The organism is uncultured Bacteroides sp. (genome assembly GCF_905207245.1).
Classification (GTDB): Bacteria; Bacteroidota; Bacteroidia; order Bacteroidales; family Bacteroidaceae; genus Bacteroides.
Genome location: NZ_CAJLKP010000009.1, coordinates 71,504 through 89,170, shown reverse-complemented (window position 1 = coordinate 89,170; position 17,667 = coordinate 71,504). Strand labels below are relative to the sequence as shown.

At 39.6% G+C, this 17,667-nt stretch carries 7 protein-coding genes and 1 pseudogene; all 8 read left to right on the top strand.

Features of this window, described 5'->3' with window-relative positions; translation table 11 throughout:
* Positions 1-613: 613 nt before the first annotated feature.
* A pseudogene (locus tag QZ135_RS04935) lies at positions 614-3,718 on the top strand (SusC/RagA family TonB-linked outer membrane protein); the annotation flags it as partial.
* 20 nt (positions 3,719-3,738) lie between these two features.
* Entirely contained in the window at positions 3,739-5,343 is a 1,605-nt protein-coding gene (locus QZ135_RS04930; RefSeq protein WP_294606411.1) for a RagB/SusD family nutrient uptake outer membrane protein, read from the top strand.
* A 23-nt stretch (positions 5,344-5,366) separates the two neighbouring features.
* A complete protein-coding gene (locus QZ135_RS04925) occupies positions 5,367-6,296 on the top strand; it encodes a putative zinc-binding metallopeptidase (protein WP_294606409.1) in 930 nt (309 codons plus the stop codon).
* Between the two features lie 8 nt (positions 6,297-6,304).
* Complete coding sequence (locus QZ135_RS04920) at positions 6,305-7,594, top strand: DUF4302 domain-containing protein (RefSeq protein ID WP_294606407.1); 1,290 nt, start codon at positions 6,305-6,307, stop codon at positions 7,592-7,594.
* Between the two features lie 568 nt (positions 7,595-8,162).
* Entirely contained in the window at positions 8,163-11,024 is a 2,862-nt protein-coding gene (locus QZ135_RS04915) for a TonB-dependent receptor (RefSeq protein WP_294606449.1), read from the top strand.
* 27 nt (positions 11,025-11,051) lie between these two features.
* A complete protein-coding gene (locus QZ135_RS04910) occupies positions 11,052-12,473 on the top strand; it encodes a RagB/SusD family nutrient uptake outer membrane protein (protein ID WP_294606404.1) in 1,422 nt (473 codons plus the stop codon).
* A 513-nt stretch (positions 12,474-12,986) separates the two neighbouring features.
* A complete protein-coding gene (locus tag QZ135_RS04905) occupies positions 12,987-15,977 on the top strand; it encodes a TonB-dependent receptor (protein ID WP_294606447.1) in 2,991 nt (996 codons plus the stop codon).
* 29 nt (positions 15,978-16,006) lie between these two features.
* Positions 16,007-17,665 carry a RagB/SusD family nutrient uptake outer membrane protein gene (locus QZ135_RS04900; RefSeq protein WP_294606402.1) on the top strand — a complete coding sequence of 553 codons (1,659 nt, stop codon included), beginning with the start codon at positions 16,007-16,009 and terminating at the stop codon, positions 17,663-17,665.
* Positions 17,666-17,667: the final 2 nt, after the last annotated feature.

Here is a 17,667-nt window from a genome sequence, read left to right as displayed (position 1 = left end):
TGATTGAATGTTTCGCCGTATTTATCCCATTTGTACATCATAACCTTGTGTTAATGTTACAAACTGTTATAATGTAACTCAAATAATTTTGTTCTATTTCTCTTATTTACTTTTCCCTTCAGAGTTATTATATTATGGTCACAAAGAAAAATTTATATTGAGTATATACAAGGCAATAATAAGACAGAAATAACATTCTATTTCTCACTTTTTATCTATGTTATCAGTAAATGCTTATATCAGCGTTATATTTAGTTATATGGATTGTTGTATAATGAAAAATATATACTATATGCGGAATGTACATATCAATATGGTTATTTTATGAAGTCTTGATTGAATATTTTTCTATTATTTACATTTTCCCATAAGTCTAAACGCATAGTACTTGTTTTATAGTTCATTTGCATCCCTAATAAAATAGCAATCTTCTAATAATAAGATATTTAGATAAATAATGCAGTACAATTGTGGTATACATAAATACATATTACCATTTTATAGACACTTATTAATCAGAATATTATAAATTATTATCATTTTTATTTAAGTTCACTGCGCATTGTTATAATATTGATTATCAATATTATAACAATGCCATAGTTCTGCGAAAACATTGCAAATTTCGTACATTGGTATGAAAACAGAAGAAGTAAATATCAAGCCGCGCTTAAAAGTTACGATGAAAATCGACAGTGAAATGCTTCAGGAAGTTGTGGTTACTGGTATGCAGCGTATGGACAAACGTCTCTTTACAGGTGCTACATCAAAATTATCTGCCGACGACGTAAAATTAGATGGTCTGCCTGAAATAAGCCGTGCGCTGGAAGGACGTGCTGCTGGCGTATCCGTTCAGAATGTCTCCGGTACATTTGGTACAGCTCCCAAAATCCGCGTACGTGGAGCTACTTCTATTTATGGTAGTTCTAAGCCTCTGTGGGTAGTAGATGGGGTTATTATGGAAGATGTTACCGAAGTTAGTGCTGATGACTTGTCATCCGGTGATGCAGTTACGCTGATTAGTTCAGCCATTTCAGGGTTGAATGCAGATGATATTGAAAGTTTCCAGATTTTGAAAGATGGATCGGCTACTTCCATCTATGGTGCACGCGCAATGGCTGGTGTAATCGTTGTAACAACAAAGAAAGGTAAAGCTGGTTCCAACAAAATTAGTTATACCGGCGAATTTACGATGCGAATGAAACCCAGCTATACCAATTTTAATATCATGAATTCACAAGAGCAGATGGGAGTATTCAAGGAGATGGCAAATGCCGGTTATTTAAACTTCTCGAATGTTTATCGTGCATCCGACAGTGGAGTTTATGGCAAAATGTATCATCTGATTAATGACTATACTTCAAGTGGTGGATTTGGTCTGCCCAATACAACTAAGGCAATCAATGCTTATTTGCAACAAGCCGAATACCGAAATACAGACTGGTTTGACTACCTGTTTAATAGCTCTGTTTCACAGAACCATGCAATCAGTATGTCAAGCGGTACGGAAAAAGCCGCTTATTACACATCACTTAGTGTCATGAACGACCCGGGATGGACCAAACAAAGCTCGGTTCAACGCTATACAGCCAATGTAAATGCCTTGTATAATATCTACAGCAATTTATCATTGAACCTGATAGGAAATGCTTCGTATCGTAAACAAAAAGCTCCCGGCACTTTAGGTTCAACACCTAATTATGTAACCGGAGAAGTATCACGCGATTTTGATATTAATCCATACTCATATGCATTAAATACTTCACGCACATTGGACGCTAATGAAACCTACGTCCGCAATTATGCTCCGTTCAACATTCTACATGAACTTGAAAACAACTACATGGACTTAAATGTAGTTGATATGAAGTTTCAAGGAGAATTAAAATGGAAAATACTCAAAAATTTAGAAGCTTCTGCTCTGGGCGCTTATAAATATTCTACAACGACACAATCACACTATGTTAAAGATTATTCTAACCAGGCTTGGGCTTTTCGTGCAATGGATGATGCTACCATGCGTGATGCTAATCCTTGGCTGTATACCGATCCGGACAAGGTGAATTCTCTACCCGTCAGCGTATTACCGGTAGGTGGATTTTATCGTGAAACAAAATATGGAATGAATAGTTGGGATTTCCGTGGAACATTGAATTATAACGATGTATTTGCAGAAGATCATATTATCAACCTTTTCGGCGGTATGGAAGTGAATTCTATGGATCGCACGAAAACATGGTTTAATGGTGTAGGCATGCAGTATGAGATGGGGATGCTCCCTTCTTATGACTATCAGTACTTTAAGCAGGGCAATGAAGAGAACACAAATTATTATACTGTAGAAGAAAGCCGTTCACGTGAGGTGGCATTCTTCGCAACAGGTACTTATTCATATAAAGGACGATACACTGTTAATGGTACTATCCGCTATGAGGGTTCCAATAAGTTAGGCAAGAGTCGTTCTTCTCGTTGGTTGCCTACTTGGAATGTGTCTGGTGCCTGGAATGTACATGAAGAAGCATTCTTTGAGGATTTGCGCCCGACATTATCGAACCTGACTTTAAAAGCATCCTATTCACTGACTGCAGACCGTGGTCCGGCAAACGTAACCAACTCTCGGGTAGTGATTAGTAGTTTTAATCCTTGGCGCCCATTTACTTCAGTGAAAGAATCGGGTTTACAGATTGACGACCTTGAGAATAGCGAACTTACTTATGAAAAGAAACACGAACTCAATATCGGTGCTGAGATTGGCTTTTTGGACAATCGCATCAATTTAGCAGCCGATTGGTATAAACGTGATAATTATGACTTGATTGGTGCTATTAACACAATGGGTATTGGTGGGCAAGTGATGAAGTATGCCAATGTAGCAAGTATGAAATCGCATGGTATAGAGTTTACATTGTCTACGCGCAATATTGTAACTAAGGATTTTAAATGGAATACAGACTTCATCTTCTCACAAGCCAAAAATGAAGTAACGGATTTGGAAACTAACACCCGTATTCTGGATATGGTGATTGGTTCCGGTTTTACAATGAAAGGTTATCCCGTGCGTTCTCTGTTCTCTATTGACTTCCAAGGGTTGAACGAAGAGGGCCTTCCTACTTTTATTAATGAAAGTGGCAAACTGACTGTGACAGATCTTAACTTCCAATCGCGCGTAAAAGATTATTTGGTATACGAAGGGCCTACAGATCCGACTATTACTGGTAGTTTTGGAAATACTTTCAGCTATAAAGGCTTTAGACTGAATGTATTTATGACTTATTCATTCGGTAATGTAATCCGTCTGGATCCGGTTTTCAAAAACTGGTATTCTGACCTAGCAGCCATGCCCAAAGAATTCAAGAACCGTTGGACACAGTCGGGCGATGAGAACACTACTAATATTCCTGTTATTGCGGACCGTCGTTTGAACCAGGAATATAACCATTTGAGTTATGCTTACAATGCTTATAACCGCTCTACTGCACGTGTGGCTAAAGGTGACTTCATCCGCATGAAAGAAATCTCATTATCATATGATTTCCCAAAATCCTGGATTGCACCATTAAAATTCAACAACTTATCACTTAAGCTACAAGCTACCAACTTATTCTTGATTTATGCTGATAAGAAGTTGAACGGACAAGACCCTGAATTCTTCAATACAGGTGGTGTAGCAGTCCCCGTACCACGTCAGTTTACGCTAACCTTGAGATTAGGAATTTAACCATTAAAAAGAGAAAAAACATGAAACATATATATATATTTAGCGCGCTTATAGGAACTGCATTCTTGCTGGGTTCCTGCGATGACTTCCTCAATACGATGCCGGATAACCGTGCTGAGATTGACACGGAAGCAAAAGTAACATCTATACTTGTATCTGCTTACCCAGACAAGACCCCTGTCCTCATGATGGAATATAGTAGTGACAATGTAGTGGATCACGGGCCTCAGTACTCAGTCAATTATAAGGATCAAGAGGAAATCTATTTGTGGTCAGATATTACGAGTGATGGTAATGATGATCCACGTTACATGTGGCAAACTCATTATAGAGCCATAGCAGCTGCCAATCAAGCTATACAAGCAATATATGATTTGGGTGATCCCGCCAGTCTGGCTCCGCAAAAGGCGGAAGCTTTGATGTGCCGTGCTTATGCCCACTTTGTATTAGCAAATGTCTTCTGTTTACCTTATAACCCGGAAACGGCAGATAAGGATATGGGAATCCCCTATTCTGAAAAGCCGGAAACTCAAGTAATTGTGAAGTATGAAAGAGGAACCATGGCCCAACTTTACGAGAAAATCAATGCGGATATAGAAGCAGCTTTGCCATATATCAGTGATGATGTTTACACTGTCCCTAAATATCATTTTAATAAAAAAGCTGCTTATGCTTTTGCAACCCGTTTTAACTTGTTCTATGTAAAACCGGATAAGTCAAACTATCAGAAGGTAGTTGAATACGCAACACAAGTATTAGGAAGCAATCCGGATAGGGTACTGCGTCAAATGTCCAATTATATTCCACTTGGAGCAGGTGATGTGACAAATGCCTACGTGCAGGCAAGTGAAAACTGTAACCTTTTAATTATTCCGGCATATTCCGCTGCTGGACGAATCGGCTCCGGAAGTGGCCCACGTTACAATCATGGGCGGGAAATAACCACTTATGAGACTTATTGGGCCGAAGGTCCATGGGGGTCTTCAGGTTCCGGCAGTTTCTTGATTCTGGGTAGAAAACTTTATGGTTCGAATCAGACTGTACGCTTCCCGAAATTGGATGAATTCTGGGAATATACAGACAAAACATCCGGCACAGGTTATGCGCATATTGTATTTGTTCCATTTACAACAAATGAAACATTGCTTTGCCGTGCAGAGGCTTATACATTTTTAGAGAAATATGAAGAAGCTGCTGCCGATTTAAATAGTTGGCAAGTTACAAATTGCCTTTCTTCGTATGTTGATGATAATGGTATGACACATACTCTGCAAACATTGACTCGTGAAAGCATAAATGAATTCTGGAATGACATTAAATATTGCCCTGTACCATCTATGGCTGATGGAGGTAGTGATCGTACTATCAAAAAAGAACTTCATCCTCAGGGATTTACTGTAGCACCTGGTGAACAAGAGAATTTTATTCAATGTGTATTGCACATGCGCCGTATTGAGACAATGCATGATGGACAACGCTGGTGCGACATTAAACGCTATGGTATAGAAGTAGCGCACAACCGTTATGGATTGGCTACAGATATATTGAAAGTAGATGATCCGCGTCGTGCCATTCAGCTACCTTCGGATGTTATTGATGCCGGTTTGGCTGCCAACCCAAGATAATAACCTTTAAAACTGAAATGATTATGAAATATATAAAACTATTTTTATTGATTACATTCACTTTGTGCTTAGGGGCTTGTAGTGAAGATGATCTTGACTCAAAGAGTATTTTTGATACGGAAGAGCCGGAAATGAATGAATTCGACAATTGGCTGATGAAGAACTATGTAACACCTTATAATATCAGTTTTAATTATAGATATGATGATAAGGAATCGAACATGGAGTTTAACCTGGTTCCTGCAGACTACGATAAGTCTATAGCTTTGGCCAAAATGATGAAATATGTCTGGATTGATGTTTATAACGAAGTAGCCGGTGATGAATTCGTGAAAACGTATTGTCCACGAGTGATGCAACTATTTGGTTCTCCGGCGTACTATCCTAACACTGGCAGTATTGTGATGGGTACTGCCGAAGGAGGAATAAAGGTGACATTGTATAATGTGAACGTAATTGATATTGAGCACCCGTATATTGATATCAATAGCCCATTTCCTGATAAGAGTGGCAGTACAACAGACTTGAATTATTGGTTTTTCCAGACAATGCACCATGAGTTTACCCACATTTTGCAGCAGAAGAAAAACTATGATACAGACTTCAATTTGATTTCTGCCGGTAATTATAGAGCTACGGACTGGATTAATCTGAAAGATTCTGATGCACCTAAATCCGGTTTTGTATCAGGATATGCCAGTAAGGAAGCAAATGAGGATTTTGCAGAAATTCTTTCTGTTTACATAACTCGCACGGAAACTGCTTGGCAAAAGTTATTGGCAGCCGGCGTCGTTGGTGAGGATGAATCTGGCAAACAGGCTATCCTTGATAAATTGGAAATTATAAGAGAGTATTTAAAAGGTAGCTGGCAAATAGATATTGATGAGTTACGTAAAGTCGTTACTCGTCGCTCCGCAGAAGTAGCTACTCTTGATTTAACAACACTTAATTAGAAAATAATATGAAAAAAATATTGAACTTATTATTTATATCGCTGGCTGTCGCTCTTTATTCATCCTGCACGCCGGAAGAGAAGGATTTATTTGATGATTCTTCTGCCAATCGTATTGAAGCGACACTGAAGGCTGATAAAGAGGTCTTGACAAGTGCCAAGAATGGTTGGTTGATGGAGTACTATCCTTCTGCAAATCTGACTTATGGAGGTTATAATATATTAGTTTCATTTGCAGAAGATGGTACAGTACAAGTAGCAAGTGACATATATGATGCTGGAGCAAAGGTTGCCAGTACGTATGTATTAAAGCAAAGTGCCGGTCCGGTATTGAGTTTCGATACCCACAATGAAATAATGCACTTCTTTTCAGATCCACATAATCCCGGAGGAATAGGCAGTGATGGAAAAGGTATGGAAGGAGACTTTGAGTTTACTATCATGGAGGCCACTAGAGATAAGGTGATACTAAAAGGAAAGAAGAATCTTACCAAAATTATCATGACTCCATTGACTGAAACAGTTTCATGGAAAGATTTCTTACAAGGTGTTCAGGGTGCAGATGAAGTGTTTTCTCAATTCATAGCTTATAAATATACAGAAGGTGATTTTAAAGCGGATGTTACAGTTTCATATAGAAACCTTGCAATTACTTATACGGACGGTGATAATGATATTACAGTAGAAGCGCCATACATTATAACGACTGAAGGAAATATTAAATTCCGTGAGCCATTGGTTCTGAATGGAAAGTCAATTGAGGAATTGAAATATCAGCCTGATGAAAAGTATGGAACCTTTTCTCCAACAAATGGTGTAAATGCTCTCTTTACTCCAACTTTCCCACTTAATTATCTTTTGCTCAACAATGACTGGTATTTTGCAATGAGCGGATTAGGAGACCCTCAAGCTATCGCCAGGTGGAATGCTATAAAAACTCAGGTGATGCCTGCACTAGGGGTTCCTTTGGATTATGCATTATTTACACCATACGATGCAACCACTACCGCTTTTTATTGGAGTTGTGGTGGTACGGCAGGATTCTTGCTTTTCAATAACAAAACTGCGGGCGACAATCAAGTGAACTTTACATTTGCTTCCAGAGGTAATAATTTTGGTGTTACTTTATGGAATGATTATAGTTGGAGCTATATGGTTTATCCATTTAATGGAAAGACTTTCACTTTGTCTGCCGATAGTGACGAAAATCCGACTGTAATAACAATGACAGATAATTCTAATTCTAAAAATACAATCAAATTATATAAAGAGGAAATATTAGACCCATTCAATAAGTAGAGTCTTCTACTTTATAAAGCATACTTGGGTGTGTTACCCAAAGTGTTTTTAATTAAAGTGTTTTAAGAGGGCGCCTGTGAAGGTGCCTTCTTTTTTTACGTACGGTGGCATGAGAGGGCAGTAAGGAAAATAGTCCCTCATTTCCTACTTGATTGTTGCCAGATATTGTTCTATTTATCGTTTCCTTCATTGTATTGTCGGTAAAAACCGAGTTTCTTATACCAATATTTATATCTAGGCTTGACTTTAAGTAAAAAACACAACAAAATCCTCCCATCCATATAGCTCTATAGTTCATTGAAGAGAATCCAATAGTTATATTTATTATTCTACACATTCTTGATCTAGCAAAACTCGTAGTATTTGTTATGTGCAACAATGTTACTTGCCACGAAATTATACAATGCTAGTTATCAGTGTTTTAATTGGTCAATATAGGATATATATGGTAGATACATGTGTATGTAGCTATTTATCAAACATCTTATTATAAGGTTTTTAGCTGATATTCACCATTTTAGCAAGAGTTCTACGTATATTTTTATTTCTTTGATTATAAGCTTTTTAGATTGCGCATAGTTCTGCGAAAACATTGCAAATTTCGTATATTGGTATGAAAACACAGGAGGTTGCAATCAAACCTAATGTGAAAATAATTATGGGACCGGATTCTGAAATGTTGGAGGAAGTAATGGTAGTTGCTTATGGTACAGCTAAAAAATCTTCGTTCACAGGAGCCGCAAGTAATGTAAATGCCGAAAAAGCACTGAAGGACATTCCGGTCACCACATTTGAGCAAGCATTACAAGGTAGTGCTCCCGGTGTGACAGTGAACCAAAGCAGTGGCCAGCCCGGAGCAGGTTTAAGTATCCGTGTTCGTGGTACTGGTTCTATGAACGCTTCTAACAATCCGCTTTATGTGATTGATGGTGTTCCTGTTATATCAGGAGATATTGCCGTATCCGGGGTAAGCGGTGATAGTAAAGCCTATAATGTTATGGCTTCACTAAATCCCGCTGATATTGAATCTATTACTGTATTAAAAGATGCGGCAGCAGCTTCTTTGTACGGCTCTCGTGCAGCCAATGGCGTTATTCTGGTTACAACCAAAAGAGGCAAGGAAGGTAAAACCAGTGTGAACTTTAAAGCAAGTTTTGGTATTTCCGACTGGGCAGTAAAAAACCATCCGAAAGTAACCGGTGAGCAAGCAAACGAGCTGGTTTATGAAGCAGGATATAATGAAGCTGTTATTTATGGCGGTTATGATGACGCCAATGCAAAAGCTTACGCTCAGCAGCTTGCTGATAACTATGCTCCGCTCCGCGACAAATACTCCAACTGGGAAGATGTTCTCTTCAGAGATCATGGATTTAGCCAGAACTACGAATTCTCAGCACAAGGTGGAAATGAGAAGAATAAATTTTATGCGTCTTTAGCTTACAAAGATGAACAAGGTAAAGCTATTCATACTGGTATTGAAGGTTTTACCGGCCGCTTGAATGTCAGCCATAAATCATCAGACAACAAATTAGAGTTCGGAGCTAATGTAACATTCTCTAAGCAATACTCAAGAATGGCAGACGAAGGTAGCTCATATGCCAATCCTTATTTCTTGACAAACTGGGTATGTATGCCTAATATTCCCATTTACAATGAAGATGGCTCTTACTATAATGACTTCCCCTTCAAACAATTGGGAATGAAGAACCCACTTGAAAACATGGGATTGGAGAGAAATACTTCTGATGTATTCAGAAGTGCTAATTCGCTATGGGCACAGTACCAGTTTATAGAAGGTTTAACATTGAAAGAGACTGTCAGCTATGACTTTATCCTCAATAACTCAGAAACATGGTGGCCCAGCAATTCCCAAAATGGATCAAATGCAGGCAAGAATGGTATGATGATAAAGATTCCGTATCAATTCCAAAATCTCTATTCTTCTACGGTGTTGAATTATAACCACTCATTTGGTTTACATAATCTGGATGCTTTAGTTGGCTGGGATATAGATATGCGCCATACGCAGATGGTCTATGCTGTGAATCAGAACTACCCAACTGACAAATTGCCGGAAATGGGTAATGCTTCCGATCCTAAAACGGCAAGTTCCGGCCATAGTGACGACCGCATGTTGTCATTCCTGTCCCGTATCAATTATGATTATGATAATAAATACTATGCGTCTGTCAACTACCGTCGCGATGGAAGCTCTCGTTTGGGCGAGAATCAACGTTGGGCCGATTTCTGGTCTGTATCCGGTGCATGGAGAATCAGTAAAGAGGCATTCATGGAAAGTCTCACTTATATCAATGACCTGAAGATTCGTGCATCTTATGGTGTCAACGGTACATTACCTAACAGCCTGACAGGGCATATGCAACTTATCGGATATGGTTATAATTATATGAAAAACCCCGGTTCATTCCCCAGCCAGTTGGCAAATCCTGATTTGTCATGGGAAAAGAACTACAACTTCAATATCGGTTTTGATGCACGCTTCTTCGATAGATTAGGAGTTACATTCGACTACTACAACCGCCATACAAAAGACTTGCTGCAAAGCCAGCCGGTGTCATTGGTTACAGGTTTCTCTTCAATCTTAAAGAATGTAGGCGAAATGCAGAATAGAGGTGTGGAATTAGATATCAATGTAGATATCTTTAGAGATACTCCATTGAAATGGACTACCGGTCTGAATTTATCGCACAACTCCAACAAAATTAAAAAACTGTATGGAGGTAAGGATATCATTGACGGAACCAGTATCTTACGCGAAGGTGAGTCTTATTATTCTTGGTGGAGTCGTGAATGGGCAGGCGTTGATCCTGAAACAGGTGAGGAACAATGGGTGTTGAACACTAAGAACGACGATGGAAGCCTCAATAAGGAGTTAACCAAAGACCCAAGTAAAGCACAGCGTATTATTGTAGGAAAACCGGATCCGGTTATCGTTGGTGGATGGAGAAATAACATTTCTTGGAAAGGACTGGAACTGAATGCTTTGTTTACTTATTCATTGGGCGGTCATCTTATGGATGATGTTGAATTACTTTATATGGGAACAGATGGAGAGATTCCTTATTATAACATTTCAGCTGATCAGTTGAACAGATGGCAAAAGCCTGGTGATAAAACCGATGTTCCGCGACGTATCAATGGCTATCAATATGCCCGTTATGGTAGCGACCGCCATATGGAAAGCTCTAATTATCTTCGTTTGAAAACACTGAGTTTGTCTTATACTCTGCCAAGTAGATGGGTACGTTCGGCCAAGATGAACAATGTACGCGTATTCTTCTCCGGAAGCAACCTGTTAACTTGGTCTGCCTATAAAAATGTAGATCCTGAACAAGCTATTACCGGAGTTACTTCCTTTGCATTCCCGGCACTGAAGACCTTTACATTTGGTTTCGAAATCGGATTATAATTAACTGACATTTAAAAAGAGACAAATATGAAAATTAAATCATTAATATTAGTTGCAGCTTTGTCAATTACTGTGTTTACTTCCTGCGAGGATTTCCTGAAAGTAAACCCTGATGATGCTCTGCCACCAGAAGAAGCTTTGAGTGAGCAAAAAGATTTAGATAAGGCATTAAATGGAATGTATTACACATTGACTAATACCAACTTCTACGGACGTAATTTCCTGGTACGCGGTGAAGTAGGTGGTGATGATGTGCAGCCTATAGGTCAAACCGCTTCTCGTACTGAAAACTTTTATCGTTTTGTTCACCGTGTAAATAACTCTCCCGAAGGTCTTTGGAGCGTTCCTTACGGAATTATCAACAGTGCCAACACAATGTTATCTATCATTAATAACATCCCGGAAACGGCAGAGCGTAATAATTCGGAAGGTGAAGCACTTGCTATCCGCGCTCTTTGTCATTTTGATTTATTGGTAACTTATGGAGCACCTTACTTAAAGGATAATGGCGTGTCTTATGGAGTCCCCTTGGCAGATAGAGTTATTACAGAAAACGAACTACCTTCACGCTCAAGCGTGGCTGATGGATATAAAATGGTCATAGAAGATTTAGAAAGAGCTATCGGCTTACTGAGTGAAGAAATAAATTATGGACATATCAATCGCTGGGCTGCCAAAGCTCTGTTGGCACGAGTTTATCTCTACAAAGGAGATTGGAACAATGCTTTCAAATATGCTGATGAAGTAGCCCAAAATGGCCCCTATTCGCTGGTTTCTAATGCAGACTACTTGTCTATTTGGGCTCAAAAAGCAAACTCAGAATCTATATTTGATATTGATATTGACGAAACCCGTTCAGGTAATCTTGAGTTACTCGGTTATATTGCAAGTCCTGAAGGCTATGGTGAGTTGATTGCTACAAAAAGTTTTGTAGCATTAATGTCTGAATATCAAGGTGATGTCCGATCAAGACTTTTCCAGGCAGATGGTAATGGTGAAATCAGATTCATCAATAAATATCCGGGCTATAATGGAAAACTTCCTGTCAACAATGTACGTGTACTTCGTCTATCGGATATTTATCTGATGGCAGCTGAAGCCGCATTGAAAAAATCAACTCCCGATCAAGGCAAAGCTGATTTCTATTTGAATGAGATTCGGAAACGCGCTGTTCCAGGTTTGACAGATGTTATTGCTACGGAAGAACTTATTTTAAAAGAAAGAAGAAAAGAATTGGTAATGGAAGGACACCGTTTTTACGATGCAATGAGATTAGGATTAACTTTGAATCGTGAAAAAACACCCGGTGAAGGCGTTGACCATTACTTAAATGCAACGGATTTAATATCTCCGAATTGGAATGATTATAGAATAATTCTCGCTATTCCGCAAGCAGAAATTGATGTAAATCCCAATATTCAAGACCAACAGAATCCGGGATACGAGTAATGTTCTAAGAATTTTTAAAAACCAGGGTATTGATAAAAACTTCCCTCTTAACAAATAAGAGTTCTCTCAACCGTTAATGTGAGAGAACTCTTGTTTTTCTTTTGCTTCTCCTCCTTAGATTTTCATGCTATTATTTATTGTATGAAAAGGGGTTTACTTGTATCTTGTATTTAGTCATATATGATATTGTTTATAAAAAAATCACAACTATATTTCTCCCTAATCTAAGTGTGTATATCCGTTAAAGAAGAGTTAGTAGGTATATTTATCATTTTATACATTTTGTTGTCTACCAAAATGCAGAGTACTTGTTCTGTAGTTCAATATCATCTATGACATAATAATAATACTCTTGTTATCATTATATTAAGTACTAGAAATAGGAAATTTATGGTAGATATATATCCATATTTCTATTTGTTATATGCCTTATTATAAGCTTATTAGAAATTAATTTTTATTTCAGTATTAGTTCTTTGTATTCCGTTAATTTGCTGATTACAAGATTTTTAGATTGCGCACAGTTCTGCGAAGACGCTTCAGATTACGTATATTGGCATGCAAGCGCAAGAGGTAGTGATTAAGCCCAATGTAAAAGTAATAATGAAGTCCGATTCTGAGATGCTCGATGAAGTAATGGTAGTAGCTTATGGTACAGCAAAGAAATCTGCTTTTACAGGTTCTGCATCGACCATCAAAGCTGAAAAAATAGCAGAGAGGACAGTCTCCAATGTAACAAATGCAATGGCTGGTCAAGTGGCAGGTGTACAGATTACCCAGAGTAATGGTCAACCGGGCAGCTCGGCCAGTATCCGTATTCGTGGTATTGGATCTATGTCTGCCAGCAATGCTCCTCTATATGTTGTAGATGGTGTGCCTTATGATGGTGAAATTTCAGCCATTAATCCACAGGATATTGAGTCCATGACAGTATTGAAAGATGCTGCAGCCAATGCTATTTATGGCGCACGTGGTGCTAATGGGGTGGTACTGATTACTACCAAAAAGGGATCTACCGGTGTAGCCCAAATTACTGTAGATGCCAAATGGGGAGCCAACAAGCGTGGCGTACCTAATTATGATGTGATGACTGACCCTGCAATGTATTATGAGACTGCTTATCGTGCCATGTACAATTCTAAGATTTATAATGGCTCTTCTGCTGCTGAGGCTTATGCTTTTGCAGATAAAACATTTCTGGATGCTAATAACGGCGGTTTAGGTTATCTGGTCTATACTGTTCCCGAAAATCAGAAATTGATTGGCAGCAACTTCAAGTTAAATCCTAATGCCACTTTGGGCTATTCAGATGGAACTTATTATTATAGACCGGATGACTGGTATGATGAGATTTTTGGTGGAGGTAACCTGCGTCAAGAATACAACGTGACAATTTCAGGTGCTTCTGATAAATTGAACTATTATGTATCAGCAGGCTATTTGGACGACAGTGGTATTATAGCTAATTCAAGTTTCCAACGTTTTGCCGGTCGTGCCAAAACTGACTACCAAGCTAACAAATGGTTGAAAGTCGGTACCAATATCGCTTATACCTATTATAATACTAAATCTCCGTCGGGACAAGCAGATTGGGGTTCTACCGGCAACTTGTTCTACATATCCAACTTGATTGCCCCCATCTATCCAATGTATGTCCGTAATGCAGATGGATCTATCATGAAAGACAACAGGGGAATGACTGTTTATGACTTTGGTTCAGGCTCTACCAATTTCAATCGCCCTACTTTAATGGGTAATCCGGCAGGTACATTGAATTTGGATGACCAGAATACCTACAGCGATATGTTGAGTTCCAAATGGTATGCTACCATTACTCCGATAGAAGGATTGAACATCACCGCTACTTTAGGCGCCAATGTATTGAATCAACGCAAAAACACGCTGAATAATCCCTTCTATGGAGGTGCTGTTTCTGCAGGAGGTTCCGTGTCTGTTATCCATCAACGCATTTTCGATATTAACCAGCAGTATATGGCAACTTATAAGAAAACATTCAATCAGTTGCACAACATGGACTTGCTGGCAGGTTTTGAGTCTTATTCCCATAAAATTCAATACTTAGGAGGTTCCAACTCCAAGCTTTACAATCCTACGATTGGTGAACTTAACAATGCTATCAACACTCCTCCGAGTGTAAGTTCTTATACGCATGAGTATGCCACACTCGGCTATCTGGCACGTGCCCAATATGATTATGACGGAAAGTACTTTGTATCTGCTTCCTATCGTCGTGATGCTTCTTCACGTTTCCATCCGGATAATCGTTGGGGTAACTTTGGCAGTATAGGTCTGGCTTGGTTGATGACCAAAGAAGATTTCATGAGCGGTATTGACTGGATTGATATGCTGAAGGTGAAAGCGAGCTACGGTGTACAAGGTAACGACAACTTAGGAACCAGCAGTTATTATTACTATGCATACGCAGACCAGTTTAGTGTAACAAACAGCAATGGAGACTATGCAGTGTCTTTTGCATTCAAAGGAAACAAGGATATCACATGGGAGACTTCACATGCATTCAATGCCGGTTTTGACTTTGAACTGTTCGGCAGCCGCTTCAATGGTACAGTAGAGTATTTTAACCGTAAAACATCCGACTTGCTCTACAATCAGCCTGTACCCATTTCTTATGGTTATTCTTCTATTCCCAAAAATGTAGGTTCTATTGTAAACCAAGGTATCGAACTGGATTTCAATGGCGTTTTGTTCGAGAACAATGACATTGAGTGGACAGCCAACTTCAATCTGACTCATTACAAGAACAAAATTACCGACCTTGACGAAACTGTACGTGAAGAAGGCATCAAATATTCAAATGCCATCTACCGTGTAGGCGGTTCTCTTTATAACTCTTATTTACCGGTATATGCAGGTGTCGACAAAGAAAGTGGTATGGCACAGTATTATGTAGATCCCGACAACGGTGATTATACACTTACTACCAATTATGAAAAGGCGCAGCAGTCTGACTTGGGCAGTACACTCGCAAAGGTGTATGGTGGTCTCGGTACACAACTAAATGCATATGGTTTCGATTTGGGCATACAGCTTTCCTATCAATTGGGTGGTAAAGTATATGACGGTACTTACGAGGCTTTGATGCAGACCGGCGACTTGATGGGACAGAACTTCCACAAAGATGTGTTGAAGGCCTGGACTCCCGAAAATACAAACAGTGATATTCCCCGTATGTCTGTATCCGACGTTTCAAGCCAACGTATATCTTCCCGCTTCTTGGTAAGTTCTGATTACTTGAGTATCAATAATGTTACATTGGGATATACGCTGCCAAAGCGTTGGACTCAAAAGTTGGGCGTATCAAGCCTCCGTCTTTATGTGACAGGAGACAATCTGGCTGTCATATCCTGCCGCAAAGGTTTCGACCCTCGTCAGTTCATCGGTCTTGGTAGTTCTACCGGTAGTGGTAACTTCACTTACTCGGCTTTACGTACTATCACCGGTGGTATTACTTTGAAATTCTAATAATTTGATTCCTATATAAAAAGAAAGATATGAAACTATATAATAAAATATTATCAGCACTAGCCATGGGAAGCATGGTGCTGGCTTCATGCACTGACTTGGACACTTTTCCCCAAAGCGGTAGCTTTACCGAGGAACAAAAGCAGGATGTGGTAGGCATGTTGCCTGAACGCTTAGCGGCAGATATCGTAGGTATGTATTCCAATAACCTTCAGCAGTTTACCGTATTCGGCAGTAAATCAGGACGTGGCGATGACTTCGGTTATCCTGCCGTGTGCCTCTCCAATGATTTAAATGGTCCTGATATGGTAGCACCCAATAACGGTTACAACTGGTTCAGCACTTGCAGTGAATACTCTGACCGTAGCGACACGTATGCCAACCCCTATATGCGTTGGGCTTTGTTCTATAATCAAATCAAAATGGCAAATGATATTTTGAACTCTATTCCCGATGACACGACAGACCCCACGCTACTTTCTTATCGTGGTCAAGCCAAGGCAATACGTGCTTTTGACTATCTGAACGTGGCTCCGTACTTTCAGTTTAAATATAAAGGTAATGAGGAGAAACCTTGCATTCCTTTGGTTACGGAAGAAATGGCTGCTGATCCCAACAACCCGCGCGCTACAGTGCAGGCTGTTTATGATTTGATTATTAGAGACTTGACGGACGCTATCAATGATCTGGAAGGCTATACACGTAAGGATAAGAGTGAAATAGACCAGAAGATTGCCTACGGTCTGCGTGCCCGCGCCAACCTTTACATGGAAAACTGGCAGGCTGCTGCCGATGATGCAGTCAAAGCCATGGCAGGATATACTCCCTATCAGAGAGCAGAACTGACAAAACCAATGTTTGTTTCTTCCGATGAAAGTGGCTGGATGTGGGCTTTGGAAATTACTGAAGCAGACTATAATGCAGATAACAGTCTTATTTCCTGGCCGGGAGTTATCGGCTCATTCTGCGAAGGCTCTTACTCTGCCGGTGTAGGTATGTATAAAAGTATCAATGTATTATTGTTCAATCTGATTTCTGACACTGATGTACGTAAGGGCTGGTGGGTTGATGAGAACTTGCATTCTGACAACCTGAAGGGACAAAGCTGGCGCGGTCTTGCAAGCGGTGATGATATTGCAACTCTGACAGTTGCAAACCAAGGTAAAGCTGCTTTCCTGCCTTATACCAATGTTAAGTTTGGTATGTATGGTGGATTGGGTACTAATGCTGCTGCTAACGACTGGCCATTAATGCGTGTAGAAGAAATGATTCTGATTCAGGCAGAAGCTACTGCCATGGGAGGAAATCCGAGTGATGGCAAACAGATACTGGAAAGCTTTGTCAAGACCTATCGTGACGAGCAATATTCTTGCAAAGCCAGTGATGCTGCAGGTGTCCAAAATGCAGTATGGCTTCAACGTCGTATCGAATTGTGGGGTGAAGGTTTCTCCATGGCAGACGTTATGCGTCTGGGCAGAAATGTGGTACGTGTGAAAAATGGCGTAGCAACCAACTTCCCCGATGCTTATGCTTTCAACGTTGCTGCCGACAACGGCTGGTTGCTGATGCGTATTCCGCAAGACGAGACAAATGCCAATACCGGTATTCCTCCAACAGCGAACAATTCCGATGGTACAATGCCTAAACCAGGTGAAGGAATTGGACTTACTGACGGTGTAATAAATTAACT

Coding starts and splice junctions, on each gene's coding strand:
- QZ135_RS04930 (WP_294606411.1), top strand. CDS start 3,739: ATGAAACATATATATATATTTAGCGCGCTTATAGGAACTGCATTCTTG.
- QZ135_RS04925 (WP_294606409.1), top strand. CDS start 5,367: ATGAAATATATAAAACTATTTTTATTGATTACATTCACTTTGTGCTTA.
- QZ135_RS04920 (WP_294606407.1), top strand. CDS start 6,305: ATGAAAAAAATATTGAACTTATTATTTATATCGCTGGCTGTCGCTCTT.
- QZ135_RS04910 (WP_294606404.1), top strand. CDS start 11,052: ATGAAAATTAAATCATTAATATTAGTTGCAGCTTTGTCAATTACTGTG.
- QZ135_RS04900 (WP_294606402.1), top strand. CDS start 16,007: ATGAAACTATATAATAAAATATTATCAGCACTAGCCATGGGAAGCATG.